Annotated in this window: 28 protein-coding genes; 16 read left to right on the forward strand and 12 right to left on the reverse strand. The window is 33.3% G+C overall.

Annotated features, from left to right (window positions below; all coding sequences use genetic code 11):
* Positions 1 to 41: 41 nt before the first annotated feature.
* From THEYE_RS01740 to THEYE_RS01755, 4 genes are all read left to right on the forward strand, one after another.
* The gene (locus THEYE_RS01740) at positions 42 to 431 is read left to right on the forward strand and encodes a hypothetical protein (protein WP_012544980.1); all 390 of its coding nucleotides are present in this window, start codon (positions 42 to 44) and stop codon (positions 429 to 431) included.
* Positions 432 to 614: 183 nt separating this feature from the next.
* Positions 615 to 1205: a prepilin-type N-terminal cleavage/methylation domain-containing protein gene (locus tag THEYE_RS01745; RefSeq protein ID WP_012546875.1), complete on the forward strand. Its 591-nt coding sequence runs from the start codon at positions 615 to 617 to the stop codon at positions 1203 to 1205.
* Positions 1206 to 1306: 101 nt separating this feature from the next.
* On the forward strand, positions 1307 to 1915 hold the full coding sequence (locus THEYE_RS01750) for a prepilin-type N-terminal cleavage/methylation domain-containing protein (protein ID WP_012545740.1): 609 nt from the start codon (positions 1307 to 1309) through the stop codon (positions 1913 to 1915).
* A 16-nt stretch (positions 1916 to 1931) separates the two neighbouring features.
* Positions 1932 to 3803, forward strand: a complete 1872-nt coding sequence (locus THEYE_RS01755; protein WP_012546617.1) for a PglL family O-oligosaccharyltransferase — start codon at positions 1932 to 1934, stop codon at positions 3801 to 3803.
* Positions 3804 to 3835: 32 nt separating this feature from the next.
* Here the strand turns inward: THEYE_RS01755 and THEYE_RS01760 are convergent, their stop codons facing one another.
* The gene (locus tag THEYE_RS01760; RefSeq protein ID WP_012546333.1) at positions 3836 to 4240 is read right to left on the reverse strand and encodes a HepT-like ribonuclease domain-containing protein; all 405 of its coding nucleotides are present in this window, start codon (positions 4238 to 4240) and stop codon (positions 3836 to 3838) included.
* On the reverse strand, positions 4221 to 4631 hold the full coding sequence (locus tag THEYE_RS01765) for a nucleotidyltransferase domain-containing protein (RefSeq protein WP_012545284.1): 411 nt from the start codon (positions 4629 to 4631) through the stop codon (positions 4221 to 4223). The genes THEYE_RS01760 and THEYE_RS01765 overlap by 20 nt, the downstream gene beginning before the upstream one ends.
* Positions 4632 to 4936: 305 nt before the next feature.
* Between THEYE_RS01765 and THEYE_RS01770 the strand changes: the two genes are divergently transcribed.
* Positions 4937 to 5875, forward strand: coding sequence for a radical SAM protein (locus THEYE_RS01770; protein ID WP_012545758.1), 939 nt, complete (start codon positions 4937 to 4939; stop codon positions 5873 to 5875).
* Here the strand turns inward: THEYE_RS01770 and THEYE_RS01775 are convergent.
* Together THEYE_RS01775 and THEYE_RS01780 are read right to left on the reverse strand one after the other, a co-directional pair.
* A complete protein-coding gene (locus tag THEYE_RS01775) occupies positions 5849 to 6328 on the reverse strand; it encodes a metallophosphoesterase (protein ID WP_012546148.1) in 480 nt (159 codons plus the stop codon). The genes THEYE_RS01770 and THEYE_RS01775 overlap by 27 nt on opposite strands.
* A complete protein-coding gene (locus tag THEYE_RS01780) occupies positions 6306 to 7031 on the reverse strand; it encodes a segregation and condensation protein A (protein ID WP_012545170.1) in 726 nt (241 codons plus the stop codon). The genes THEYE_RS01775 and THEYE_RS01780 overlap by 23 nt, the downstream gene beginning before the upstream one ends.
* 17 nt (positions 7032 to 7048) lie before the next feature.
* Here THEYE_RS01780 and THEYE_RS01785 point away from each other — a divergent pair, with 17 nt between their 5' ends.
* A complete protein-coding gene (locus THEYE_RS01785; RefSeq protein WP_012545855.1) occupies positions 7049 to 8284 on the forward strand; it encodes a molybdopterin molybdotransferase MoeA in 1236 nt (411 codons plus the stop codon).
* On the opposite strand, the gene THEYE_RS01790 is transcribed toward THEYE_RS01785, so the two are convergent.
* The 3 genes from THEYE_RS01790 to selD all read right to left on the reverse strand — a co-directional run bounded on the left by THEYE_RS01790 (position 8281) and on the right by selD (position 10794).
* Complete coding sequence (locus THEYE_RS01790) at positions 8281 to 9147, reverse strand: NAD-dependent epimerase/dehydratase family protein (protein WP_012546532.1); 867 nt, start codon at positions 9145 to 9147, stop codon at positions 8281 to 8283. The two genes, THEYE_RS01785 and THEYE_RS01790, sit on opposite strands and share 4 nt — an antisense overlap.
* A 36-nt stretch (positions 9148 to 9183) precedes the next feature.
* Complete coding sequence (locus tag THEYE_RS01795) at positions 9184 to 9663, reverse strand: Hsp20/alpha crystallin family protein (protein WP_012546682.1); 480 nt, start codon at positions 9661 to 9663, stop codon at positions 9184 to 9186.
* A 108-nt stretch (positions 9664 to 9771) separates the two neighbouring features.
* Entirely contained in the window at positions 9772 to 10794 is a 1023-nt protein-coding gene (gene selD, locus THEYE_RS01800; RefSeq protein ID WP_275574684.1) for a selenide, water dikinase SelD, read from the reverse strand.
* Between the two features lie 108 nt (positions 10795 to 10902).
* Between selD and mltG the strand changes: the two genes are divergently transcribed.
* The 10 genes from mltG to THEYE_RS01850 all read left to right on the forward strand — a co-directional run bounded on the left by mltG (position 10903) and on the right by THEYE_RS01850 (position 20644).
* Entirely contained in the window at positions 10903 to 11898 is a 996-nt protein-coding gene (mltG, locus tag THEYE_RS01805; RefSeq protein WP_012545006.1) for an endolytic transglycosylase MltG, read from the forward strand.
* Positions 11891 to 12940 (forward strand): flavodoxin-dependent (E)-4-hydroxy-3-methylbut-2-enyl-diphosphate synthase, encoded by a 1050-nt coding sequence (ispG, locus tag THEYE_RS01810; RefSeq protein ID WP_012546314.1) that lies wholly within the window; start codon positions 11891 to 11893, stop codon positions 12938 to 12940. Before mltG ends, ispG begins: the two co-directional genes overlap by 8 nt.
* A gap of 65 nt (positions 12941 to 13005) precedes the next feature.
* Positions 13006 to 13206: a 50S ribosomal protein L31 gene (rpmE, locus tag THEYE_RS01815; RefSeq protein WP_012545159.1), complete on the forward strand. Its 201-nt coding sequence runs from the start codon at positions 13006 to 13008 to the stop codon at positions 13204 to 13206.
* Between the two features lie 84 nt (positions 13207 to 13290).
* The gene (locus THEYE_RS01820; RefSeq protein WP_012546693.1) at positions 13291 to 14181 is read left to right on the forward strand and encodes a DUF1385 domain-containing protein; all 891 of its coding nucleotides are present in this window, start codon (positions 13291 to 13293) and stop codon (positions 14179 to 14181) included.
* Positions 14174 to 15235, forward strand: a complete 1062-nt coding sequence (gene prfA, locus THEYE_RS01825; protein WP_012545879.1) for a peptide chain release factor 1 — start codon at positions 14174 to 14176, stop codon at positions 15233 to 15235. The genes THEYE_RS01820 and prfA overlap by 8 nt, the downstream gene beginning before the upstream one ends.
* Positions 15232 to 16071 (forward strand): peptide chain release factor N(5)-glutamine methyltransferase, encoded by an 840-nt coding sequence (prmC, locus tag THEYE_RS01830; protein ID WP_012546726.1) that lies wholly within the window; start codon positions 15232 to 15234, stop codon positions 16069 to 16071. The genes prfA and prmC overlap by 4 nt, the downstream gene beginning before the upstream one ends.
* A 6-nt stretch (positions 16072 to 16077) precedes the next feature.
* The gene (locus THEYE_RS01835) at positions 16078 to 16611 is read left to right on the forward strand and encodes a C39 family peptidase (protein WP_012545498.1); all 534 of its coding nucleotides are present in this window, start codon (positions 16078 to 16080) and stop codon (positions 16609 to 16611) included.
* Positions 16612 to 16625: 14 nt separating this feature from the next.
* The gene (gene glgC, locus THEYE_RS01840; protein WP_012544940.1) at positions 16626 to 17861 is read left to right on the forward strand and encodes a glucose-1-phosphate adenylyltransferase; all 1236 of its coding nucleotides are present in this window, start codon (positions 16626 to 16628) and stop codon (positions 17859 to 17861) included.
* Complete coding sequence (locus THEYE_RS01845) at positions 17830 to 20010, forward strand: sensor histidine kinase (protein WP_012545732.1); 2181 nt, start codon at positions 17830 to 17832, stop codon at positions 20008 to 20010. Before glgC ends, THEYE_RS01845 begins: the two co-directional genes overlap by 32 nt.
* Positions 20003 to 20644, forward strand: coding sequence for a response regulator (locus THEYE_RS01850; protein WP_012546220.1), 642 nt, complete (start codon positions 20003 to 20005; stop codon positions 20642 to 20644). Before THEYE_RS01845 ends, THEYE_RS01850 begins: the two co-directional genes overlap by 8 nt.
* On the opposite strand, the gene THEYE_RS01855 is transcribed toward THEYE_RS01850, so the two are convergent.
* From THEYE_RS01855 to THEYE_RS01875, 5 genes are all read right to left on the reverse strand, one after another.
* The gene (locus THEYE_RS01855) at positions 20622 to 21773 is read right to left on the reverse strand and encodes an MFS transporter (protein WP_012545276.1); all 1152 of its coding nucleotides are present in this window, start codon (positions 21771 to 21773) and stop codon (positions 20622 to 20624) included. The two genes, THEYE_RS01850 and THEYE_RS01855, sit on opposite strands and share 23 nt — an antisense overlap.
* A 100-nt stretch (positions 21774 to 21873) precedes the next feature.
* Positions 21874 to 22839: a class II fructose-bisphosphatase gene (glpX, locus tag THEYE_RS01860; RefSeq protein ID WP_012545655.1), complete on the reverse strand. Its 966-nt coding sequence runs from the start codon at positions 22837 to 22839 to the stop codon at positions 21874 to 21876.
* A gap of 14 nt (positions 22840 to 22853) precedes the next feature.
* Complete coding sequence (locus THEYE_RS10645; RefSeq protein WP_021013190.1) at positions 22854 to 23018, reverse strand: FmdB family zinc ribbon protein; 165 nt, start codon at positions 23016 to 23018, stop codon at positions 22854 to 22856.
* A 106-nt stretch (positions 23019 to 23124) separates the two neighbouring features.
* Positions 23125 to 24036: a DUF4405 domain-containing protein gene (locus THEYE_RS01870; protein WP_012546502.1), complete on the reverse strand. Its 912-nt coding sequence runs from the start codon at positions 24034 to 24036 to the stop codon at positions 23125 to 23127.
* Positions 24020 to 24970, reverse strand: coding sequence for a DNA-methyltransferase (locus THEYE_RS01875; protein WP_200855672.1), 951 nt, complete (start codon positions 24968 to 24970; stop codon positions 24020 to 24022). The genes THEYE_RS01870 and THEYE_RS01875 overlap by 17 nt, the downstream gene beginning before the upstream one ends.
* Between the last annotated feature and the right edge of the window lie 38 nt (positions 24971 to 25008).

Raw genomic sequence — 25008 nt, forward strand, 5'->3', positions numbered from 1 at the left:
AGTTTCCAGATGATTTTTAAGGAGGCAATTGGAGGAATAATATGAAAAAATTGTTGATTATAATTTTATCAATCTTTATTTTAGGAACTTCGGTATCCTTTGCAAAGGAGATACCTTTTACTCAGGAAGACAGAGAGAGACTTATAAGGGTTGAAGAAGGACTTAAGGCTGTAAATCAAAGAATTGATTCCCTTGATAAAAGAATTGATGATTTGAAGAATTTAATGTACATACTTATCAGTGTGATTTTTGCTCAAACAATTGGTGTTGTTGGTTTTGTAATATGGGATAGGCGCACAGCACTTCAACCAGCAATAAGGAAAAATAAGGAACTTGAAGAAAGACAGGACAGAGTGGAGAAAGCATTGAGAGAGCTTGCAAAGGTTGACTCCAGGATAGCAGAAATATTAAAAAATGCAGGATTGTTATAGTTTAAACCCAAAGGAAAGGAGGTGAGAGACTTTCTTTCTGGAGGAAGGATTCCATAACTGCCAAGATGGGCGCCATGGTGGTTATGGAAGTCTCCCAGTGGCGCAACCGACCTCCAAAGAATTATGCTAACATGGCATATAATTTGCACCATTAAAATTAAAAACTTAAAAGGAGGTCAGGTTATGTTAAAAAATCAAAAAGGTTTTACTCTCATTGAATTAGCAATTGTCCTTGTCATTATTGGAATAATTCTTGGTGCGGTGTTAAAGGGGAAAGATCTGATTGAAAATGCAAGGACAAAGAAATTCATCAGTGATGTAAGGCAGTTTGAAGTTTTAAGCTGGACATTTTTTGACAGAAAGGGATATTTTCCGGGTGCTGAGAAAAATGATCCCATAATAGATGGTAATCCATATGATGATATTGTAAACAAAGGCAAATTTACTGACGCACCTACAACAAATGCTATAAATATTGGCTCCTATACCTTTTATGTATGGCTTGGAAATGATAATGGCACTCCAAAGAAAAATATAATCGCTGTTACAAATAGTAACACAACACCTGCTGCATTTTCTGATCCTGAGCTTGTTTATATGGAGGCATTTGATACAGCTGTTGATGGAGCAGTTGACGGAACAACAGGAAGAATACGAGCAGCAACAGATGCTACAGTGAATTCAGCTTCCTGGCTGATAACTTCACCAACAATTTCAGGAGACTGGACATCTTCAACCAAAGCCTTAGTTTATTACTTTGACAGAGCTCCATAGTAATTTTGGGAGGCTTATGCCTCCCTTTGACTTTTTATTGTAATAATTAGTCTATTACCGTCTGAAGTTGGAATATATCAGAAGATTGAGGAGGTTACATTATGCAGGTATTAAAGAATCAAAGAGGTTTTACACTTATTGAGCTTGCAATTGTCCTTGTTATTATTGGAATAATTCTTGGTGCAGTGTTAAAGGGGAAAGATCTGATTGAAAATGCAAGAGCTAAAAAATTTGTTAATGATGTAAGGCAGTTTGAGATTTTAAGCTGGACATTTTTTGACAGAAAGGGATATTTCCCCGGAGCTGATAAAAATGATCCTATAATAGATGGTAATCCATATGATGATATTGTAAACAAAGGTAGATTTACTGACGCACCTACAACAAATGCTATAACTATAGGTTCCTATACCTTTTATGTATGGCTTGGGAATGATGGACAGACACAAAAAAGGAATATAATTGCTATCACAAATACAACTACCACTGGAGGAGCATCTTTTTCTGATGCTGAGCTTATTTATATGGAGGCATTTGATACAGCTGTTGATGGAGCAGTTGATGCAAAGAGCGGCAGAGTAAGAGCAGCAGAAAGTGCTACAATAACTTCAGCAAGCTGGTTGGTAAATGGTGTTACTCTGTACACCACAGATAATAACTGGACATCTGCTGCAAAAGCCTTAGTTTATTACTTTGACAGAGCTCCATAGTAATTTTGGGAGGCTTATGCCTCCCTTTTTTAAAATGATTTTTAGTAAACTTTCCGCTGAAAAAATCCTGCTTATAATTCTTTCAGCTATTTTTTTATTTATAATGCATATATTTTTACCCAACATCGGTGGAGTTATTGCAAAGCAGGTTGAATATGTAATTTGGTTTGCTTCAGGAACAGTTGTTTTTATCGCCTGTCTGAAGGTGCTTAAAGAAAGAACTCTTAAAGAGTCACCTCTGAAAATATACATTCTTTTTTTTATTACTGCATGGATTGGTAGCATTGTTTTCAATCAAATCAGAAACCTTGATTACTTTTTAATAAGCTCTGCATGGCTTGTGGGTGGCTTTGTCCTCTGGTTTGCCTTCCATCAGTATGAACTCACCCAGAAGCAGAAGCTTTTTATTTTTCTTTTAATATTTCTTTCTGCAGTTATTGAGTCCCTCATAGGAATTATCCAGTTTTTTGGACTTTACAGATACATTCCCGTTACTCCTTCTCCTGAGGCAGGAATGGTTGGAGGAGTTTTTCAGCAAAAAAATCTCTTTGCCTCATGGGTAGCAACAGGACTTATTGTAAGCCTCTATCTTGTCTCAACTGCATGGCTCAGGAGCTTTTCATCATTTAAAAAAATTCTTTTCTTTGCTGGAATTTTTCTTTTATCCTTAAGCCTCATTATTGCTCAGTCAAGAACAGGACTTCTTGGCGTAGTCCTTGCTATAATTTTGATATTTTTAGTAAGAAGAAAGACCTATAAACCAATTAAAAAGACTGTCTTTGTCTGGCTGATGCTGTTTATTGCCGGAGTCTCAGCTGGTTTTTTCCTTCTTTCTGTGAAAGACCAGCTTGGTATAGAAAAACTTGCAGTGAAAAAGATAAAGTGGTTTTCTGATCCTGAGCAGGTATCCTACAGGGAAAGAATACTCATGTATGAAACTTCATTTGATATGTTTAAGGAAAATCCTTTTACAGGACAGGGGTTTTCAAATTTTGGTAGTCTTTACATGTATTATCAGGCAAAGGTGAAAAAATCAAATCCTGATTATTATAAAGGCACAGGAAATCAGTATACCCATCATCCCCATAATGAACTTTCTCTGATTGTAGCTGAAAGCGGGATTTTTGGTATTCTGGGAGTTTTATGCCTTTTATATGGCATTTTAAAGTTTTTTAAAAAAATTGGCTATCAACGTGCGGGTCTTTATACTGCTTTACTCACTCCTTTTCTGATTCATATGATGCTTGAGTATCCCCTTCATCTTTCAGTTGCCCACTGGTTTACCTTTGTGCTTATTGGAGCAATGGCAACATCACATTTTTTAAAGAAAACAGAGTTTAAAATCCAGAAAAAATTAAGCATAGCAGCGGCAGGAGCACTTTCATTTCTGTTTATTTTATTTTCCGTTCACATTGTAAAAACATTTATAGCCTATAACCAGCTTGTCATATGGTATATAGAATACTCTGAAGGTAAAAATGCGAAAATTGAAAACCTGATTCCTGCAAAAGAAAATTTATATCTCAAAAACTGGGCTAAACCCATGTACATGTTTTACAGTGCTGAGAATGCTTTGAAGGATATTGAGCAGAATCAAAATTATCTCTATGATTTTTTAAACTGGTCAGAAACTGAGAAAAAAAGAATCCCTATTCCTCAGGTTTTTCAATATGATGCCTATGTTTTGTTTAGTCTTGGAAAGCATTTTGGACAGTTTGAATATTTAAATGAGGCTGTAAAATCCTCTGAAGAGGGGCTTGCACTCTATCCAGAGAATCAAGAACTTAAAAATCTAAGAAAGACAATTTTAGTTGAAGCATTTAGGAATATATTTAAAAACTTAAAACAACCAGAAAAATTACCTTCAAAAAAAGAGCCTGTTCAATAAATTACAAGTTCTTGAACAGACTTTATTGTCCATTAGGAGTTAAAAATATTTTGTGTCTTTTTTAAAAAATCTTGAATTTCAGGAAGTTTACTTTTTACAATCTGAATGTTATACCAATTCATTTTTAAATATTGATGAATTGTCTCATTTCTGTGTTTTGTAAGAGGAGCTAATTTTAATGCTAAATCTCCAATAAACTCATAACAAGCTAAAACAGTATCTTTATAAGTATCAGGAATGGTTCTATTATTTATTTTCAGTATCTCTTCGCATATATCAACAATACATAAAATAATATCATTAATTGTTTTATCAAGAATTGCTCTTGCATCTCTGTCAGCAAAATATCTATTTTTATCTATGCTTTTATATTTTTTTAGAAAATAATCAATAGTTTCATTCAGAAAGGACAGGAGTTTATTCGCCTTTTGATTCATCTTTTATTTTTCTTCTAAATCTTATAGTTTCTGTTTCATGTAAAACTCTATCAAATAACTTATAAAGTGTTTCAGTATCAGGTTCAACTAATGCAACTCCTTTTAAAGCTTGTTGTATGATAAAAGGAGATTCATCCTCGTCATCAAGTCTTAATATTTCCACGTCTCTGTCAATAGACATAACTATTTGTTCAATAATATCAAATGATTCATTTTCAGGAACATTTATATACAGAGCCAGATCAATGTCTGATCTGGCATGGATATTTTTAGTTGCAGATGAACCATAAAGATATGCTAAAAGAATTTTATTTTTTTTGCGGAGTTCATTTAGTATGTGTTTTAATTGTTCTATTTCTTTTTTTTGAGCTTTTTTTATTGAAAGATTCATATAAAATTATACCACACTTTTTTTCAGGCTTTTATAATAGTTGAGGCTGTTTAATTTAACTGTCATTCCAAACACCATCAATGGGTCTGAGGAATCTCCGCATGTTCTGTTACGAAAAAAGCGGAGGAGATTCCTCGGCACTAACGCTCATCGGAATGATAGGTAAAAGGGCTTGGAATGGCAAGAAAAGTTAGGAATTCCAGAGGAAATTATAGTCTTTTGAATAGTCTTACTTAAACTTAAAATGAGTTTTAGAAATTTTTAAAACCATAAACCATTACATTGAACATATGATAATATAATTTATGGATTTTATTGCTGCTTATTTAAAGCTTTCTGAAAGAGAATTTGAAGAAAAAATTGAACAAGCTTTTGAGATACTAAAAAAATGCACTCTTTGCCCAAGAAACTGTCATGTTGACCGAACCTCAGGTAAAAAAGGAGTATGCAGAGTACTTGATAAACCATATGTTTCAAGCTGGGGACCTCATTTTGGAGAGGAATTACCTCTTGTAGGAAGATACGGCTCAGGAACAATATTTTTTGGATTTTGTAACTTAGCCTGTGTATATTGTCAGAACTGGACAATAAGCCATCTTGGAGAGGGTGATGAAATTTCTTATGAGGAGCTTGCTAATATTATGATTTCTCTTCAAAATTCAGGCTGTCATAATATAAATCTTGTTACTCCAACACATCAAGTCCCACAGATAATTAAATCTATCTATATCGCCAGCAAACAGGGGCTTAAACTTCCCATTGTTTATAACTCTGGTGGTTATGAATCCATTGAGACATTGAGAATTCTTGATGGAATAATTGATATTTATATGCCTGATTTTAAATATGCAGATAAAACTCTGGCAGAAAAATATTCAAAAGTTAAAAATTATCCTGATGTTGCTAAGCAGACACTCAAGGAAATGCATAGACAGGTTGGCGATTTAGTTATAAATGAACAGGGAATAGCTTTGCGAGGCTTACTTGTTAGACACCTTGTTTTGCCAAATAATATAGCAGGGACAGAGGAAGTGGTGAAATTCATTGCTGAGGAAATCTCTAAAAACACCTATATCAACATTATGGATCAATACAGACCCTGCTGGCAGGCAAATGATTATCCAGAAATAAATAGAAGAATAACACGAAAAGAGTTTGAAGATGCTATAAATATAGCTTTAAAATACGGATTAACAAGAATTGACTGCCTCATTTATTCAAAGAGACACTACTTCTGGTTTTAAACTTTCAAGGTCAAGTATTACTGCTGTTGCCTTTCCGTAAAGCCAACCACATGCCTCACCAGGATTTATAATCAATGTATTATTTAGTTTGCGAATGTCAATCTCATGCATATGTCCATATACTATTATGTCAAACTTACCTGAGAGCGTGAGTGCTTCAAGCATCTGAGGTTCATGCATAAGTGCAAACTTTTTACTCTCAATTTCAAATTCTCTTATCTGAGGCTGAATTCTTTCACCATACATTTTTTTAAGAAGAACTCTATCACCATCATTGTTTCCAAAAACTCCGTAGATTTCACCTTCAAATTCTTTAAAAACTCTCCATGTAAAAGGAGAAACAAAATCTCCTGCATGAATAATCTTTTTTACATTATGTTTCTTAAAAACTGCCAATGCTTTTCTTATGTTATCCATGTGGTCATGTGTATCAGATATAATCCCTATCTTCATTTTCCTCCTCCAACTTTATTAAAATTTCACCGAAGGGATTTTTTTGAAAAGCTTTGACAAACTTTAACCTCAATAATTCCAATAATGCAAGAAAAGTTACTATAATTTCAAGCTTTGAACAATCAGGGCTAAAAAGTTCTTGAAAAGTTATAGATTTTTTAAATTTCAATATATTCAAAATCTGCTCAATTTTTTCTTCAATTTTAATGGTTTCCTTTGGAATATATATCTTTGGCTGAGGTTTATCAAGGATTTTTCTTAAGGCTTGGAAAAGGTCAAATATACTTAATTCTTCAAGAAAAAGCTCTTGTTCCTTTGATGTATTTCTTGAAAAAGCCTTTGACCAAATCTTATATCGCTCTTTAAGAAGCTGGGAGGCTTCTTTGATTTTTTCATATTCAATTAGTTGTTCAACAAGTTCTTTTCTCGGGTCTTCCTCTTCTTCAGGCTGTTCTTGTTTCGGAAGAAGCATTTTTGATTTTATATAAATCAATGTTGCAGCCATGACAAGAAATTCAGAGGCAATCTCAAGGTCAAGCTCTTTCATAAGCTCAAGATATTCAAGATACTGCTTTGTAATCAAGGCAATGGGGATATCATAGATATCTATTTTATTTTGTTTTATAAGATGAAGAAGTAAATCAAGAGGACCTTCAAATACAGGTAAAGCAACCTGAATTATCATGACTAAATATTTTAGCATATTGTATAATTAATCTCATGCTTGATAAAAAATATCTATTTCCAGAAGATGCGGTAAGGCTTATTTTTAAACATATTACTCAGAGAAGCCTTTCTTCTGAAATAGTTCCAATTGAAGAGGCATATTCAAGAGTTACTGCAGAAGATATTATATCACCAGAAGACCTTCCTGGGTTTAATCGTTCAACTGTTGATGGATTTGCTGTGAAGGCATCTGATACATTTGGCGCAAAAGAAAGCTCTCCAGCTTATCTTAAAATCAAAGCTGATATACCTATGGGAGCTATTCCAGATTTCTCTCTTTCAAATGGAGAAGCAGCATCAATTGCAACAGGGGGTATGCTTCCTGAAGGAGCAGATGCTGTAGTAATGGTTGAGCATGTAAATACGGTATCAGACGATTTAATTGAAGTTTTGAAGGCTGTTTCGCCCGGTGAAAATGTTATATTTCTGGATGAAGATGCAAAGAAAGGAGAAACTATTATAAAAGCAGGTCATAGGCTTAAGCCTCAGGATATAGGTGCACTCGCTGGATTGGGAATTAAAGATGTAAAGGTTATAAGAAAGCCTGTGATTTCCATAATTCTCACAGGAGACGAGATAATGCCCCATACAGAAAAGGTCACTCCTGGTAAAGTAAGAGATGTAAATTCTTTCACTCTTGCTGGGCTATGTTATGAAAATGGTGCAATTCCTTTAAAAATGGGAATTATTAAAGATGATTACAATGAGATTAAAAAAGCTGTTACAAAGGCTTATGAACTGAGTGATATAGTGCTTATTACAGGAGGAACATCTGCAGGCACAAAGGATTTAACTGCAAAGATTATTAATGAAATCGGCTTACCAGGAGTGCTTTTTCATGGTGCTTCAATAAAACCTGGAAAACCTATTATTGGTGGAGTCTGCAATGGGAAACCTGTTTTTGGTTTACCTGGGCATCCTGTTGCTGTTTATATATGTTTTGAGCTTTTTGTAAAGCCAGTAATTAATTACGTGTTTGGGCTTACTGATAAAAATTTTAAAAAGACAGTAAAAGCAAAGATGTCAAGAAGTATTCATTCTCAGGCTGGAAGACAGGATTTCATAAGGGTTTATCTTGAAGAGCATAATGGTGAGATATGGGCAACTCCATTACTAAGTAAATCAGGACTTATAATGAGTCTTGTGAAGGCTCACGGAATTGTTCATATTCCCTCTGAGTTACTTGGCATACTGGAAGGAGAAGAGGTTTTTGTTGAAATTATAGATTAATATTTTGCAGCATGACTTATTTGTTCTTTATAAGGAGTTGGGCTCCTTTTAAGAATTATTTCCATTGGCAAGGCATCAGGGTTTCCGCACACATTATCTTTCCACATCATTTTATACTGTTCAGAAGCAAAAATTTTCAGCAGTAGCTTCGGAAAAGGAATAAAAATAATATTTTTACCAAGATGTTTTCCAAAATCATGAACTATATCTTTCAAAGTAACTTTTTCATCTCCACAGAGTTCAAAAATTCCCTGCCCATTGTAATCAATCGCTTTAAGAAAACATTCTACAACATCCCTTACATCAACTGGCTGAAAATAGTAGTTACGAATATCAGGAAATAATAAAAATGGCAGATTATTTAAAATTGTCCTTAGTTTTACAAAAAGAAGCTGTTCATGACCTATTATAAATGATGGACGTAGTATTACAAATGGAATTCCTGTTTTTATAAGCTCTTTTTCAGCTTTAAGTTTTGTAATATGATACTTTGATGGAGCTTTTTCTCCGACTCCAAGAGCGCTCATATGTATTATTTTTTCAACGGAAAAATCCTTTAAAGTTTCATAAAGCACTTTAGAATACTCATAATGGACTTTTTCAAAGGTATCTGACTTTTTTTCTTGAATAATTCCGATAAGATGAATAACATATTGAGGATTTATAACTTCTATTATCTTCCTCAGCTCTTTTTTATTGTTAAACTCTTTAAGTTGATATATTTTTGGTTTTTCTCCGAATAAAGCTTTAGCTTTTGTAGAATTTCTAACAATTAGATGAATATCATAGGACTTTTGGAGGGCTTCATTTACAATATATCTACCAACAAAACCCGTTGCACCTGTAATAAGCAGTTTTTTCATAAAAATTAAAAGGAGGGCTTGAGCCCTCCACCTTTCTTATTCAATTTGAAGTTTCCTTTCCTTTTTCTTAGCTTCTTCAGTCTTTGGAATTCTTATCTCAAGCACGCCTTTTTCAAATTTTGCTTTTGCTTTATCTGTCTGAACATCTACAGGAAGTCTGAAAGTTCTTGAGAATGAGCCATATGAACGTTCATATCTGTAGTAGTCTTTCTTTTCTACTTTTTCCTCTTTCTTCTTCTCACCAGAGATGGTGAGGTAGTCATCTGTAATTTTAACTTCAATATCTTCTTTATTGATTCCTGGAAGTTCTGCCTTGACAACAAGGTCATCACCTTCTTCATATATATCTACTGCTGGAGAGACAATCTCAGCTTCCTCTCTCAATCTTGGAACAAAGGACCTGAATAGAGAAAAAGGTCTTCTCATGACCTCATCAAAGAGTCTCTCAATCTCCTCAAAGGGAGAAAGAACAGATGGTTCAACTCTTACTACATCTTTTGTCTCTTTTCTGGTCATGGCTAACACCTCCTTTTAAAGTAGTAGTATTGATACTATTTGACTAAATTTATCATTAAAAATTCATATTTGTCAAGAGGTATTGCCAAAATTTTTATATAATCTATATCAAGCTAAAATAATCTTACCTGAGCTTTTTTCAATAATTTCCCCTATGATAGCTGATTGAATTCCAGAGGAGTTTAGTCTTGAAATCAGAGTATCTGTTCTATCTGAAGGGACAGAAATAAGAAGTCCACCAGAGGTTTGAGGGTCTGATAATATATCAAGTGTTATGGGGTCTGTGTTCCCTATTTCAACTAATTTTGAACAATAGTTTACATTTCGTCTTCCGCCTGCTGGAACAATACCCATTGAAGCAAATTCATAAACGCGTGGAAGCAATGGAACTTTATTTTTCCATAATTTTATTGTTACCTTGCTTGATTTTGCAAGTTCAAGAGCATGCCCTAAAAGTCCAAATCCTGTAATATCAGTACAGGCATTTACCCCAATATTCATCATAACTTCTGATGCTGTTTTATTAAGTAAAGCCATTGTTTGAGTAAGAATTTTTGCAGTATCATGGTCAAGAAGTTTTCCCTTAAGAGCTGTTGACAGTATTCCTGTGCCTATAGGCTTTGTTAAAATAAGAACATCTCCTGTTTTTGCACCTTTATTTGTAACAAATCTGTCTGGATGGACAATTCCTGTAGCTGCGATTCCATATTTTATCTCAGGGTCATCAATGCTGTGTCCACCTATCATTAAAGCTTCTGCTTCACTTAGTTTATCTGCACCACCTTTTAAAATATCTCTTAGAATTGATTTATCCATCTCATTTATCGGAAAACAAACAATATTAAGGGCTAAAATAGGCTTTGCACCAACTGCGTATATATCACTCAATGCATTTGCAACTGCAATCTGTCCGAAATCGTAAGGATTGTCAACAATAGGAGTAAAAAAATCAACACTTTGCACAACTGCAAGGTCTTCTTTTAAACGATAAATCCCTGCATCAGACCAATCTTCAGAGCCGACAAGAAGATTTGGGTCCGTTGGTAGAGAAAGATATTTTAATATTTCTTCAAGGTCCCCAGGACCGATCTTTGCTGCTCAGCCAGCAGCCTTAACTTTTTCTGTAAGCACCTATTTAACTCCTTTTGCTTATTAACTTTTCAATTTTACCATAATTAAACTAATTTGCCTATACTCCTGAATTTGCCATTTAATGTTCTTATTTGATAACATTAAAAAATGAGATTATGGAAAGCCGTAGGCATTGTTTTTCTCATTTATTTTCTATTTTTAACCCTTTATGTAACAATAGAACTCACAAAACCTATAAACATTTCAGAGGATACAGAAGTTTATATTCCAAAGGGTGCAAGTTTTTCATACATAGCAAAAATTTTTAAAGAAAAGGGCATTATAAGGAATGAAACAGTTTTTATAATTATAGGAAGAATTTATGGAATTGAAAGAAAAGCACGAGCCGGGTATTATCTGTTCAAAAAAGAGATGACAGTTCTTGATGTTATTAAAAAACTGCTTGAAGGCAAGATAACAGAATATACAGTTACAATTATTGAGGGTGATAGTTTATATGAGATTGCTAATAAATTAGGAAGTATAAATTCTGATTTTAAAAATCAACTATTTACACTTGCCTATGATAGAGATTTTCTTAATTCTTTAAAAATAGAAGCTCCCTCTTTAGAAGGATATCTTTTCCCAGATACTTACAATATTCCCAAAGGCTTAGAGCTTGAAGAGATTGTAAAACTGATGGTAAAGAGATTCTGGGAAGTTTATGATTCAAAATTAATAGAGAAAACAAAAAAAATTGGATGGACAATAAATGAGGTGGTTACACTTGCCTCAATAATTGAAAAGGAAGCGAAGTTAGATGAAGAAAAACCTTTAATTTCAGCAGTTTATCATAACAGATTAAAAATTGGCATGCCTCTTCAGGCAGATCCAACAGCAATTTATGGTATTAAAAGATACAAAGATGGAGTTACAAAAAAGGATCTTAAAAACAAGTCTCCGTATAATACTTATCTGGTAAAAGGACTTCCACCCGGACCTATTGCATCACCTGGATTAAAATCAATTTTAGCGGCACTTTCTCCTGCTAAGGTTTCATATCTTTATTTTGTTTCTCGTGGAGATGGAAGTCATGAGTTTTCAGTTGATTATAAAAAACATGTATCAGTTATAAATCAACTAAAAGGAAACAAACTTGATTAAAAGAAGGCAAACAAGAAGAATTTATGTTGGTGGTGTTTCTATCGGAGATGGAGCTCCAGTCCGTGTTCAATCAATGACAAAAACAGATACAAGAAATATTAAGGCGACTATAAGACAGATAAAACAGCTTGAACTTGCAGGTTGTGAAATAGTAAGAGTTGCAGTTCCTGATATTACTGCTGCAAAGGTTTTGGGAGAAATAAAAAAAAGAATAAAGATTCCAATGATTGCAGACATACATTTTAATTATAAGCTTGCTCTTGAGGCAATCAAGCAGGGAGTTGATGGGTTAAGAATAAATCCTGGCAATATAGGAGCGAAATGGAAAGTAAGGGAAGTCATTACTGCTGCAAAGGATAGGAAAATACCAATAAGAATAGGAGTTAATGCAGGTTCTCTACCAAAAGATTTAATTGAAAAATACGGGCATCCAACTCATGAAGCAATGGTTGAAGCAGCAGAAAGACATATTGAGATTCTTGAAGAACTTGATTTTCATGATATTAAAGTTTCGCTGAAAGCATCAGATGTAATGAAAACAGTTGAAGCATACAGACTTTTTAGTAGCAAGCATGATTATCCTCTTCATATTGGAATTACAGAAACAGGTCCTGTGCCTGAAGGTGTTGTGAAGAGTTCTATTGGTATAGGTTTGCTTCTTCTTGAAGGTATTGGTGATACAATAAGAGTCTCTCTAACAGATTCTCCAGTGGTTGAAGTTAATGTTGCATATGAGATATTGAGAGTAACAGGCTTTAGAGAAAAGGGAGTTGAGATAATAAGTTGCCCAACCTGTGGAAGATGTGAGGTTAATATAAAGAAAATGGTAAAGCAGGTTAAAAATGCACTTAGAAATGTAAAAGAACCTATCAAGGTAGCTGTCATGGGGTGTTCGGTAAATGGTCCTGGAGAGGCTAAAGAGGCAGATTTCGGAATTGCTGGAGGAAAAGGTCAAGGCATAGTTTTTGTAAAAGGCAAAATTTTAAAAACTGTAAAAGAAACTGAACTTGTGAATGCTTTAATTGAAGAGATTAGGAAATAACTGTTACTTGCTAAAAATATGTTTTTCAGGATAAAATTAAATATTAAACTTTAACGGAGGAGAAGATGAAAGAGAAAATTCATCCTGAATACAAAGAAGCAAAGGTTGTATGTGCCTGTGGTGAAACATTTGTTACGCGTTCAACAAAGCCTGTAATTAAGGTGGATATTTGTTCTAAATGCCATCCATTTTATACAGGAAAACAGAAAATTGTTGACACAGAGGGTAGAGTAGAGAAGTTCATGAAGAAATACAGTAAAAAATAGATATAGAACTTTTGTATAGGGGTTAGAACTGAATTTTCCTTTTTCTAACCCCTTTTTATTTTGGAATATAAGGAGCATCAATATATGAAAAAAGATATTGCAATAGGTGGGCAGGCTGTAATAGAAGGTGTAATGATGAAATCTCAAAAAGGATGGGCTGTTGCCGTAAGAAATCCTGATGGTGAAATTACATTAAAGGTAGAAAAGTTTAAAAAACAAAGCCGTCTCTCAAAGATACCAATAATAAGAGGTTTTTTTATCCTTCTTGAAACTTTGTGGCTTGGTATGAAAGCAATAGATTTCAGCAGTAAAGTTGTATTCAAAGAAGAAAAGTCAAGTCCATGGAGTCTTGCTTTATCATTATTCATGGCATTTTTAATTGGAATCTTGCTTTTTATTGTTTTACCTCTTTATCTGACGAAGCTCTCAGGTTATTTCCTTGAGATGGTATCTACAAATTCGTTTATTTTTAATTTTGTGGACGGTCTTTTAAGAGTTTTTATATTTATAGGTTATGTATTTGCAATAAGTATGTGGTCGCAGATGAGAAGAATTTTTGCCTACCATGGTGCTGAACATAAAACAATAAATGCTTTTGAATCAGGAGAGTCCTTAATTGCTGAAAATATAGGAAACTATTCAAGACTGCATGTAAGGTGCGGGACAAGCTTTATATTTATTGTTCTTGTAATAAGCATACTTGTATTTTCAATGATTCCTTCTTCATGGAGTTTTGTTTTAAAGGCTGCTTCAAGAGTTATACTTTTACCCTTAATTGCAGGAATATCTTATGAAATACTGAAACTTTCTGCAAAATGGCAAGATAATATAGCAACAAAACTTTTTATATTTCCAGGGTTGATTTTCCAGAAAATAACTACAAAAGAACCAGATACTGCACAGATAGAAGTTGCCTGTGAAGCTTTGAAGGCTGTATTAAGTTTATCTGAAAAGGAGGAAAAGGTAAATGCTTGAAAAATTAATGGAAGTGGAAAACAAATATGAAAAAATAACTCAAACACTTTCTGATCCGAAAGTGTTTTCAAATAAAGATGAGTATATGAAATATTCCAGAGAACAGGCAGAACTTGAGCCTATTGTTACAAAATTTAGAGAATATAAAAGAATTCTTAAGCAAATAGAAGAAGCTGAAGAGATGATTAAAAGCGGTGATCCTGATCTGAAAGAACTTGCTGAAGAAGAGTTACAACAACTTAAAAAAATAAAACCTCAGATTGAGCAGGAACTCAAAGTTCTACTTTTACCAAAAGACCCAAGAGATGAAAAAAATGTAATTCTTGAAATAAGAGCAGGGACAGGTGGTGAAGAAGCAGCACTTTTTGCAGCAAATTTATTCAGAATGTATGCAAAATATGCTGAATCAAAAGGATGGAAGGTAGAAATTATTGATTCTCACCCTACAGGATTGGGAGGATTTAAGGAAATAATTGCTACAATTTCTGGTAAAGGTGCTTTCAGTAAGCTGAAATACGAAAGCGGTGTGCATCGGGTTCAGAGAATTCCTGTAACAGAAGCATCAGGTAGAATTCATACATCTACTGCAACAGTAGCTGTGCTTCCAGAAGCAGAAGAAGTTGATATAAAAATTGATGAGAAAGACCTCAGAATAGACACTTTTTGTTCTTCAGGTCCTGGGGGGCAGTCTGTAAATACAGCTTATTCAGCAGTAAGAATTGTTCATATTCCAACAGGAATAATTGTTCAATGTCAGGATGAACGGTCACAGATTAAAAATAGAGAAAAGGCTATGAAGGTTTTGAGAGCTCGTTTACTTGAGATAGAGAGGCAAAAAAAAGAAGCAGAAAGAGCTGCTGAAAGAAAAGGGCAGGTTGGCACAGGTGAAAGAAGCGAAAGAATAAGAACTTATAATTTTCCTCAGAATAGAGTGACTGACCATAGAATAGGATTGACGCTTTATAAGCTTGAACAGGTTTTAAATGGAAATATTGATGAAATAATTGATGCATTAATTTCATATTATCAAGCGGAAAAACTTAAAGAAATGTGAAAGCTCTTGATAAAATAAGAGAAATTGTCAATAAATTTTCTTTTAATATCAGAGAAGCACAAGAAATTATCTGCCATGTTCTAAAAATTGACAAAATACAACTTTATACTGAAAATCCTGAAATAACTTCTGAACAGGCGCATACCATAAAATCTCTCATAGAAAGAAGATTAAAAAAAGAACCTCTTCAGTATATTATTGGAGAATGCTATTTTTACAATATTAAAATAAAAGTTGGCAGAGGAGTATTAATTCCAAGACCTGAGACAGAGATACTGGTTGAACAGGTTCTTGAGAGACAGAAATTAATTAGCAATACAGGAAATAGAATACTTGATTTATGTACAGGCTCAGGATGCATTGCATTGGCTATCGGTAAAAATGCTCCGGAATTTCAAATTTTTGGTATTGATAAATCAGAAAAAGCAGTTAAGTATGCAACAGAAAATAAAGCATTGAACAATATAAAAAATGTTATTTTTCTCGTTGGTGACATGTTTAATCCTTTCAAAGAAAAAATATTTGCTTGTATTACTGCAAATCCTCCCTATGTGAAAACAGATGAAATTTCTAAATTGCAGCCTGAGATTAAAAATTATGAACCTTTGGAAGCACTGAATGGAGGAGAAGATGGACTTAATTTTTATAGAAAGATTATAGAAAATGCAGAGAAATATCTTCTAAATAGTGGCTTAATTTTTTTAGAAATCGGGCAAGGACAGGCTAAGGCAGTTCAAAATATAGCATTAATGTCTGGTTTTAATGTAATTGAAGTGGTTAAAGACATTGCAGGAATTGATAGAGTTATGATATTACAAAAGAGCAAAAGTCTATAATAAAAAATGAAATGTAAAAAGTATGGCTATCCCTTATGTTTTATTCTTTACATTTTGCTGTTTATATTTATTTTACTTACAGCTCCTGCTTATGCTCAGGAAAATATAATCAATTCTGTTCCTTTTTTCCCTTCAGAGGATTTTCAATGCGGTCCGGCATCCTTAGCCATGATTTTGAATTTTTTAGGGATGAAAATAACTGTAGAGGAAATAGCAAAGGAAATTTACAGCAAAGGTGCGCAGGGAACAGCTGATTTTGATATGATTATGTTTGTTCAAAAAAAAGGTTTTAAATCTAAATATTATAGTGGGAGTCTTGAAGATATAAAGGAAAAAATAAAGGCGAATAAGCCTCTGATTGTAATGACAGATGAGGGATACTGGTTTTACAAAAAGTATCACTTTATGGTAGTTGTAGGATTTGATAGCGAGTCTGTTATAGTAAATTCAGGGACAAAAATGCACGAGAAAATTAACATGGAAGATTTTAAGAAAAAATGGAGCAAAACAGGCTTTTGGACACTTTTAATAGAGAAATAAGGAGGGACATAAGCATGCCCAAAGTTTTAGCAATAGTTCTTGCAGGTGGAAAGGGTGAAAGATTGTTCCCTTTAACATCATTTAGGTCAAAGCCTTCTGTTCCTTTTGGTGCGAGATATAGAATAGTTGATTTTGTTTTAAGTAATCTTGTTAATTCTCAGATTTACTCAATTTATCTTCTTGTTCAGTATAAATCTCAGTCACTTATTGAACATATAAGGCAAAATTGGTTTTTCTCATCTGTTGGAAGTGATCACTTTGTAACAGTTGTTCCACCCCAAATGCGAATGGGTCCTGAATGGTTTCAGGGAACAGCAGATGCAGTGTTTCAAAATATTGGATTAATCAAAGAACACAATCCTGATATTGTTTTAATTTTTGGTGCAGATCATATTTATAGAATGGATATAAGACAGATGATAAAATTCCATATTGAAAACAATGCACATGTTACTGTAGCTGCAAGACCTGTTGCTTTAAAGCATGCTTCATCATTTGGAGTAATCATTACAGATCCGGACCACAGAATTGCAGGTTTTCAGGAGAAACCTAAAGACCCTATACCCATGCCTGATAATCCAGATATGGCTTATGTCTCAATGGGCAATTATATATTCAATGCTGATATTTTAATTGATGCTTTAGTGCGTGCTGAGAAGAAAAAACAGCATGATTTTGGTGCTCATGTAATACCTGACCTTGTGGGAAGGAAATGCAAGGTTTATGCCTATGATTTTGCTAAAAATGAGATTCCAGGAATTAAATCCTACGAAGAACGTGGTTACTGGCGAGATGTAGGGACAATAAGTGCATATTTTGATGCTCACATGGATATGCTTGGAGAAAAACCAATTTTTGAAATTTACAATAAGATGTGGCCTATTCATCCTGCCAGATATGAAGGTCCGCCTGTAAAAATTCTTGATGGAGAGATAAAGAATAGTATTATTGCCGAAGGAGCATTGATATATGGAGGTAAAATAGAAAATTCTTTTATAAGAAGTGGTAGCATAATAGAAAAAGATGTAGAGATAAAAGATTCTCTTATTATGGATGATGTTATTATAAAAAGAAATAGTAAGCTTTACAGAGTTATAGTTGATAAAAAAAATGTTGTTTATGAAGGGGAAAAAATTGGATTTTCAGCAGAACAAGACCGTTTTAGATGTTATATAGACTCTTCAGGGATATGTATTCTTCCAAGAGCAGCAAGATATAATGATTGGATTAAAGAAATTAACCATGCTTAGAAATTTTTTGATTTGTATTTTTTTACTATTTTTTTGTCTTCCCGAACATGCTCAAGCACAGGAAAAGAAAAAGATTTTAATCCTTAATTCTTATCATCAGGGACTAAGCTGGACAGACAACATAGTTAAAGGTATCAAAGAATCATTGAAGGCTATGGAAAATAGTATTGACTATTATATTGAGTATATGGATACTAAGCGTTTTTATGGAGACAAATATTTTGAAAAAATTTTCAATCTTATGAAGCAGAAATATAGTGGAATTAAATTTGACCTGATAATTGTTTCAGATAATGATGCCTTATTGTTCACAATGAAGCATTATCAAAGATTATTTTACGAAATACCTGTTATTTTCTGTGGAATTAATAATTTTAACGATAGTTTGATAGAAAAATACAGAAAATGGTTTACTGGAGTGGCAGAGGAAACAGATGTAAGAGGCACACTTGATATAGCACTCAAGCTTCATCCTAATACACAAAGAGTTTATATTATCAATGATATAACAACAACAGGGCTTGCAATGAAAAAAGGACTCTTAGAGATATTCCCGGAATTTTTAAATAAAATAAGTTTCATTATGCTTGAGAATCCAGATATGAAAGAATTGCAGAAAGAGGTTGAGAAAATTCCTCCAAAGAGTATTATCCTCCTTTTGCTTGTAAATAGAGACAAAACTGGCAATTTCTTCGCTTATGAGGAAAGCCTTGATTTACTTTATCCGCATACTAATTCTCCCATATACAGTGTATGGGATTTTTATCTTGGCAGAGGCATTATTGGAGGGAAATTAACAAGTGCATTTTTGCAGGGCAAAAAAGCAGGGGAGCTTGCTTTACAGGTTTTACAGGGCAAATCTCCTTCTGAGATTCCTGTTGTTAAAGAAAGCCCTAATGAATACATGTTTGATTATAATGAACTCAAAAGATTCAATGTTTCTTTAAATAGACTTCCTAAGGAAAGCAGAATTATAAATCTTCCTGAAAGCTTTTTTGTTAAGTATAGAAAAACATTAACAATGATTACACTGATTTTCATTGGTTTATCTCTGGTAATAGTTATTCTCACAATAAATATATCAAAAAGGAAGAAAATAGAAGAAGAATTAAGAATATCAGAAGAAAAATACAGGGATCTCTATGACAATGCGCCTGATATGTATCATTCTGTTGATAAAAATGGAATTATTATTGAATGTAACGAAACAGAAGCAAAAATGTTAGGATATAAAAAAGAAGAAATAATTGGCAAACCAATAACTTATTTCATGACTGAAGAATCAAAGAAAGCTCAAGCAGAATTTTTCCCAAATATAGAAAAATACAGTTTTATTCAAGTTGAAAGAGATTTTATAAGAAAAGATGGTTCAGTGTTTACAGCATCTTTAAATGTTTATGTTGAGGTAGATGAAAAGGGAAATTTTGTTAAAACAAAAACAATAGGAAGAGATATTACATACAGAAAACAGATTGAGGAAGAACTTAGAAAATCAAGAGAAGCATTAAGAAAACTCTCAGTATATTTACAGAACATAAGAGAAAACGAAAGAAAAGAGATTGCTAAAGAAATTCATGATGAATTAGGACAGTCTCTTACCGCACTAAAACTATCTTTATCGTGGATTAAAAAACGTGTTGAAGATGAATTTTTAAATAAAAAATTTGATGAAACACTGACCATAGTAAATGCTCTGATAAAACAGGTTCAGAATATATCAAATAGGCTACGTCCATCTCTTATTGACTATTTAACTCTTGAAGATGCTATAATGTGGCAGGTTAAAGAATTTGAAAGAAACACTTCTATAGTATGCAATGTTGATATTGCAGAACATGGAATTAAATTATCAAAAAATGTATCTTTAACTCTTTTTAGAATATTCCAGGAAGCACTTACAAATATAGCAAGACATGCAAATGCAACAGAAGTAGATATTAAAATGTTCAGGTCGGAGGCGAGCATTTTATTAATTATTAAGGATAATGGGATAGGAATATCAGACGAAAAAATTAAAAGTCCTGAATCATTTGGTTTAATGGCAATGAGAGAGAGAGCTTATTCTATAAATGCAACTCTTGATATACATAGAAGCTATGAAGGAGGAACTGAGATAATTATTTCAGTTCCTGTAAGAAACAATGACTAAGAGACTGAAAGTTTTAATTGTTGATGATCACACTCTTTTCAGGAAGGGATTAAAAGAGATTCTTCTTGATACTCCTTATATTAAAGAATGTAAGGAGGCAAAAAGCGGATATGAAGCAATTGATATCCTTTCAAAAGAAAGTTTTGATATAGTGTTTCTTGACATTGCTATGTCTGATATAAATGGTATAGAGACCCTAAAAAAAATCAAAATTTTATACCCTGAAACAAAAATACTAATGCTCAGCATGTATCCCGAAGAGCAGTATGCTATAAGATCATTAAAATGTGGGGCTTCAGGCTATCTAACAAAATCTGCAGATCCTGAAGAACTTTTAAAAGCTGTTGATAAAATAATCAAGGGTGGTAAATATTTACCACATACTTTTTCAGAGAAATTACTTCATTATATTGATAAATCTGAAGATATTCCTCCTCATGAAAAGCTCTCAGAGAGAGAATTTCAGGTTTTTTTGATGATAGCAAAAGGGAAAAGTCTTATTGAGATTTCTAAGGAGCTTTCAATAAGTATTAAAACAGTAAGCACCTATAGAGCAAGGATTCTTGAAAAACTTGGACTTGAAAACAATGCTGAAATTATAAACTATGCTATTAAGCATGGTCTGATAGTTTAGATATAACAAAAAAACCTACAAATACGAAAATAAATAAGCCTATTATAAAACTTATCCACCCAAAATTTTTGTATACAATTCCAGGTAAATAAGAACCAAGAACCCCACCTGAGTAATAAAAAGCTATGTATGCTCCATTTATAAGACTTTTCTGTGTTGTTGCAATTTTATTTAAATAACCAGAAGCAACTGAATGGACAAGAAACATTCCAGAACAAAAACCGAACATTGTAATAAATATTAGCAATAAATTAGGTAAACTAAATATTAAAAGAAAAAAACCATAGGTAGCAAAACCAAGAAGCATTGTTTTTCTTTCATTTCCAATCCATTTTATAATTTTTGTTGCGATAAAGGACATAAATATTCCAGTGATGTAACCTGAATAAATAAATCCTATAATCATTTCGCTGCTTTCTCTATCAATGCTTTTTATTCTAAAGGGTAAAAAGTTTGTTATCCCTGAAAAAACAAAAAAAAGGCAGAAAATTGCAATATAAATATAAAAATTTGTTTTATTCATAAAAATAAGCTTAAAATTTTTAAAACTAAAATAGCCTGTTTGTTTTATTTTTGATAACTTTACATCTTCCATAAAATAATAAACAATGGGAAGAACCAGAAGAAGACTTACTGACATTATCTGAAAACAAGTTCTCCAACCAAAATAATTGGCTATAATGCTGCCAATGACTCTTCCAAGAAGTCCTCCAATTGTGGTAAAAGCGATATAATAGGACATAAAAAATTGAATTCTTTCCTTTACAGATTTTAATGCAATATAAGAGGTATTGGAAGTAAGAATTGCTGATATCAAAAAACCTTCTACAAATCTGAGAAATATAACTAAATAAAGATTTACTGCCATAGATATTAAAAATACAGTCAACGAATGTATTAATGCAGCTATAAGAATCATCTTCTTGGGAGATAAAAAATTGAGCAGAATTCCTGAAATTACAGGAATAAATGTAAGGGGAATGAATGTAGCACTCATAATAAGAGATATCGTGTCCATCTCAACGTTAAAAGAATGTCCCAATAAAGGTAAAAGGGGTTGAGGCATATGTAATGCTGAAATTGTAAGTATGGTTGTATAGATTATAGCGATGAAATCCTTAATTGGCATAAATCAAGAATTATCCTTTTTAAAAATTTTCCCTCTTTTATTCCTTCATTGGAGTTTGAAGGAATCTATTCCCTTTGGCTCAAGACAGTAAAAAGGAATTTTACAATGTTATTTTTACTAATTTGTCAAATATGTGGATTGTATCAACAAACCTTATAATCCTCTGATGTGACTCAATTACAATTGAGTGAGTTCTTGCACCACCGCCAAAAAATCTAACACCATTAAGAAGATCCCCTTTAGTCACGCCTGTTGCAACAAAAATTATATTATCAGCTGGAACAAGATCATCAAGAGTGTAAACCTTGTCTTCACTTATATCCATTCCGTAATCAATGGCTCTTTTCTTTTCTTCCTCATTTCTCCAACGCATTCTTGCCTGCATCTCTCCACCAAGACTTTTAACTGCTGCTGCTGATAAAACTCCTTCAGGTGCGCCTCCAATTCCCATGAGGGCATGAATTCCTGTGCCTTCAACAGTTGCTGCAATAGCTGGTGTAATATCACCATCTGAGATAAGTTTTATTCTTGCGCCCGCTGCACGAATTTCTCTAATCAGATTTTCATGACGTGGCCTGTCAAGCACGACTACAACAAGGTCATCTATGTCTCTTCCGAGCGCTTTTGCGAGAGCTTCAAGATTTTCTTTAACAGATTTTCTTATGTCAACCATTCCTTTTGCCTGCGGTCTTACAACTAATTTTTCCATATAAGTATCAGGACAGTAAAGAAGTCCATTTCTGTCAGTTACAGCCATGACTGTAAGGGCATTGGGCATTCCAGTAGCACAAAGATTTGTTCCTTCAAGAGGATCAACTGCTATATCAACCTCAGGACCTGTTCCATCTCCAACTTCTTCACCTATGTAAAGCATAGGAGCTTCGTCTCTTTCTCCTTCACCAATGACAATTCTGCCTTTGATTGGTAAATCATTTAATGCTTTACGCATGGCAGTTACAGCAGCCTGGTCTGCTTCTTTACGATTTCCCTTACCCATAAGTCTTGCTGACTCAATTGCTGCTAATTCACAAACTCTTAAAATTGCTGGAGTTAAATTACTGTCCATTTTTTTTTAGCCTCCTAAGATTTTTTTGAGGTAATTGTACTAAATTGTGAAATCACTTTTTTTACATTCTCTGAACCACACTTGGGGCAGGTTATTTTGGATTTTTCCATCTCCATTACAGTCATTTTGACTGTAAAAGTTTTGCCACAATTCATGCACTTAAATTCATAAATTGGCATAACCCACCTCCTGAGTTTGTTCCAAATCTGCCAAAGGCAGGTTCGGAATTTTCCCTTCAGCTTTGCCGCAGGGAGAAGTATAAATCTATATAATATTATTTTATCTTTAAGTTTTATTCTCGTCTATAAGTATCTCAATAAGAATTTCTATAGGACTTGTGCCATTTTTATCAGCGATTTCTCTGAGTGTATCCATTTCTTTCGCATTTATTCCCTTGTTTTTCAGTTTAGCTAATGCTTTCTGAAGGTCAATTTTATTTTCTGCGCAGATTTGCTTTAAAGTTTTCTTACCAAGACCTTTCCCTTCAAACTCTTTAATTATTTCATCTCTTGTCCATTTTGAGGTTTTAGTCTGTTTTGTATCACTTTTTTCCAGTGGTTTTGAGTCAACTGACGTGATTTTCCCTTCAAGAGGTTTTAAAATCTCATAAATCTGAAGGGGGCTCAGCCTGTTATTTTTAGCTATTAGTCCTATACTTTCCTTTGTGGAGTTAATTTTTATTCCTTTTTGAGTTAAGGCTATGGTTGCCTGCTTGAGGTCTATATTTCTTCTTTTAGAGAACTCTTCAAGGGATAGCAACTCTGCATGTCCAAATGGTGGTTCATATTCTGGGGACTTTATCCATGCATTTTTAAGATAATCAGAAAGGTCTAACAGGAAGTTGAAGGGAGGAAAGGGTTTCAGTGAGCCAATAAAACTCAAAATTACAATCGCGCAAACAACAGTAAGTTCTTTTCTAAGATTCAAGGCTTTTTTAGCTTTGCTGTAAATATAATTTATGAGCACATTCCAGTTATAGTAGACGTGAAAAAAAGCAGTGAGCATGAAAACAATACAGAAAATAATATGCATATTTGTCCAGTCTGTCTTTGTGAGACCTAAAAACTTCCAGTTTATCCAGTAAGCAATTCTTCCCTGTGGTGTAAAATAAAGAATAATACCTGAAATAAAGGCAAAGACAAAGGAAAAAGCAGTAAGCAGGCTTACAAATCCTCTAAAATTAATAGATTTTTTCATGTTGAACTCCTTTGATTGCCAATTGGTTTTGATTTGTGTCAATTTCAAATAAGGTTAAGTCTTTAGCTTTCTGAGAAGATAACATATTGATATTCTTGAGTTTTATTTCATTTTTTTCAATATCCAAATTATCTTTTGGTAATAAAAAAGCTTCTTTAAGCTTATCCCAATCCTTATCTCTGATAGTTACAACTCTGTTAAGAAATATACTTATATAAATTCCATTGATCATGGTGACCTGTGTCTCTTTTAATTTTTTATGTGCAATTTCAATATATTTTTCATCAATATCTATGCCGATAAATCTTCTGCCGAGTCTCTTTGCTGCAATCGCTGTTGTCCCTGTGCCTACGAATGGATCAAGAATAACATCTCCTTCATCACTGGTCATTAAGAGAAGTCTTTCAATAAGATGGACTGGTAACTGACATGGATGTTTGTCTCTTCTTTTTCTATGCCTTATTCTATGAATATCTGTCCATACATCAGAAACAAGAGGGCCAAATTGATGCATCTGAGCTTTCTTACCTCCGTAATCCTGCAAAATATACTTGCACTTTCTACATCTTTTATGGAGCATTCTTATATCGTAAAATTTGAATTTATCAGATTTAACATAATATAAAATTCCGTAATGGTTTGGTAAAAGAGTTTTACCACGGGGAGACCCCATTGCATCCCATGCTATCCAGTGTCTAAAAATGGCTATTTCATTGAGATAAGAACCAAAATATATCAACCATTTTGGGATATTATGCACAAAAATAGAACCTGTTGGTTTTGTAATTCTTACCATCTCATAAAGCCATTCTTTACACCATGAAAGATATATCTCTACATCATGCTCATCATAGTAGCTGTTGTATTTCTTTTTTAGATTGAAAGGAGGGTCTGCAAAGGTAACATCAACGCTGTTGTCAGGGATTTTTCTCATTATCTCCAGACAGTCGCCAAAAATGATTTTATTTAAAA

This window comes from Thermodesulfovibrio yellowstonii DSM 11347, assembly GCF_000020985.1.
Taxonomy (GTDB): domain Bacteria; phylum Nitrospirota; class Thermodesulfovibrionia; order Thermodesulfovibrionales; family Thermodesulfovibrionaceae; genus Thermodesulfovibrio; species Thermodesulfovibrio yellowstonii.

Bases quoted from the DNA above. Each gene is read 5' to 3' on its own strand.
- THEYE_RS01740 (WP_012544980.1), top strand. From the start codon at position 42: ATGAAAAAATTGTTGATTATAATTTTATCAATCTTTATTTTAGGAACT.
- THEYE_RS01745 (WP_012546875.1), top strand. From the start codon at position 615: ATGTTAAAAAATCAAAAAGGTTTTACTCTCATTGAATTAGCAATTGTC.
- THEYE_RS01750 (WP_012545740.1), top strand. From the start codon at position 1,307: ATGCAGGTATTAAAGAATCAAAGAGGTTTTACACTTATTGAGCTTGCA.
- THEYE_RS01755 (WP_012546617.1), top strand. From the start codon at position 1,932: ATGCCTCCCTTTTTTAAAATGATTTTTAGTAAACTTTCCGCTGAAAAA.
- THEYE_RS01760 (WP_012546333.1), bottom strand. From the start codon at position 4,240: ATGAATCAAAAGGCGAATAAACTCCTGTCCTTTCTGAATGAAACTATT.
- THEYE_RS01765 (WP_012545284.1), bottom strand. From the start codon at position 4,631: ATGAATCTTTCAATAAAAAAAGCTCAAAAAAAAGAAATAGAACAATTA.
- THEYE_RS01770 (WP_012545758.1), top strand. From the start codon at position 4,937: ATGGATTTTATTGCTGCTTATTTAAAGCTTTCTGAAAGAGAATTTGAA.
- THEYE_RS01775 (WP_012546148.1), bottom strand. From the start codon at position 6,328: ATGAAGATAGGGATTATATCTGATACACATGACCACATGGATAACATA.
- THEYE_RS01780 (WP_012545170.1), bottom strand. From the start codon at position 7,031: ATGCTAAAATATTTAGTCATGATAATTCAGGTTGCTTTACCTGTATTT.
- THEYE_RS01785 (WP_012545855.1), top strand. From the start codon at position 7,049: ATGCTTGATAAAAAATATCTATTTCCAGAAGATGCGGTAAGGCTTATT.
- THEYE_RS01790 (WP_012546532.1), bottom strand. From the start codon at position 9,147: ATGAAAAAACTGCTTATTACAGGTGCAACGGGTTTTGTTGGTAGATAT.
- THEYE_RS01795 (WP_012546682.1), bottom strand. From the start codon at position 9,663: ATGACCAGAAAAGAGACAAAAGATGTAGTAAGAGTTGAACCATCTGTT.
- mltG (WP_012545006.1), top strand. From the start codon at position 10,903: ATGAGATTATGGAAAGCCGTAGGCATTGTTTTTCTCATTTATTTTCTA.
- rpmE (WP_012545159.1), top strand. From the start codon at position 13,006: ATGAAAGAGAAAATTCATCCTGAATACAAAGAAGCAAAGGTTGTATGT.
- THEYE_RS01820 (WP_012546693.1), top strand. From the start codon at position 13,291: ATGAAAAAAGATATTGCAATAGGTGGGCAGGCTGTAATAGAAGGTGTA.
- prfA (WP_012545879.1), top strand. From the start codon at position 14,174: ATGCTTGAAAAATTAATGGAAGTGGAAAACAAATATGAAAAAATAACT.
- THEYE_RS01835 (WP_012545498.1), top strand. From the start codon at position 16,078: ATGAAATGTAAAAAGTATGGCTATCCCTTATGTTTTATTCTTTACATT.
- glgC (WP_012544940.1), top strand. From the start codon at position 16,626: ATGCCCAAAGTTTTAGCAATAGTTCTTGCAGGTGGAAAGGGTGAAAGA.
- THEYE_RS01845 (WP_012545732.1), top strand. From the start codon at position 17,830: ATGATTGGATTAAAGAAATTAACCATGCTTAGAAATTTTTTGATTTGT.
- THEYE_RS01850 (WP_012546220.1), top strand. From the start codon at position 20,003: ATGACTAAGAGACTGAAAGTTTTAATTGTTGATGATCACACTCTTTTC.
- THEYE_RS01855 (WP_012545276.1), bottom strand. From the start codon at position 21,773: ATGCCAATTAAGGATTTCATCGCTATAATCTATACAACCATACTTACA.
- glpX (WP_012545655.1), bottom strand. From the start codon at position 22,839: ATGGACAGTAATTTAACTCCAGCAATTTTAAGAGTTTGTGAATTAGCA.
- THEYE_RS10645 (WP_021013190.1), bottom strand. From the start codon at position 23,018: ATGCCAATTTATGAATTTAAGTGCATGAATTGTGGCAAAACTTTTACA.
- THEYE_RS01870 (WP_012546502.1), bottom strand. From the start codon at position 24,036: ATGAAAAAATCTATTAATTTTAGAGGATTTGTAAGCCTGCTTACTGCT.
- THEYE_RS01875 (WP_200855672.1), bottom strand. From the start codon at position 24,970: ATGAGAAAAATCCCTGACAACAGCGTTGATGTTACCTTTGCAGACCCT.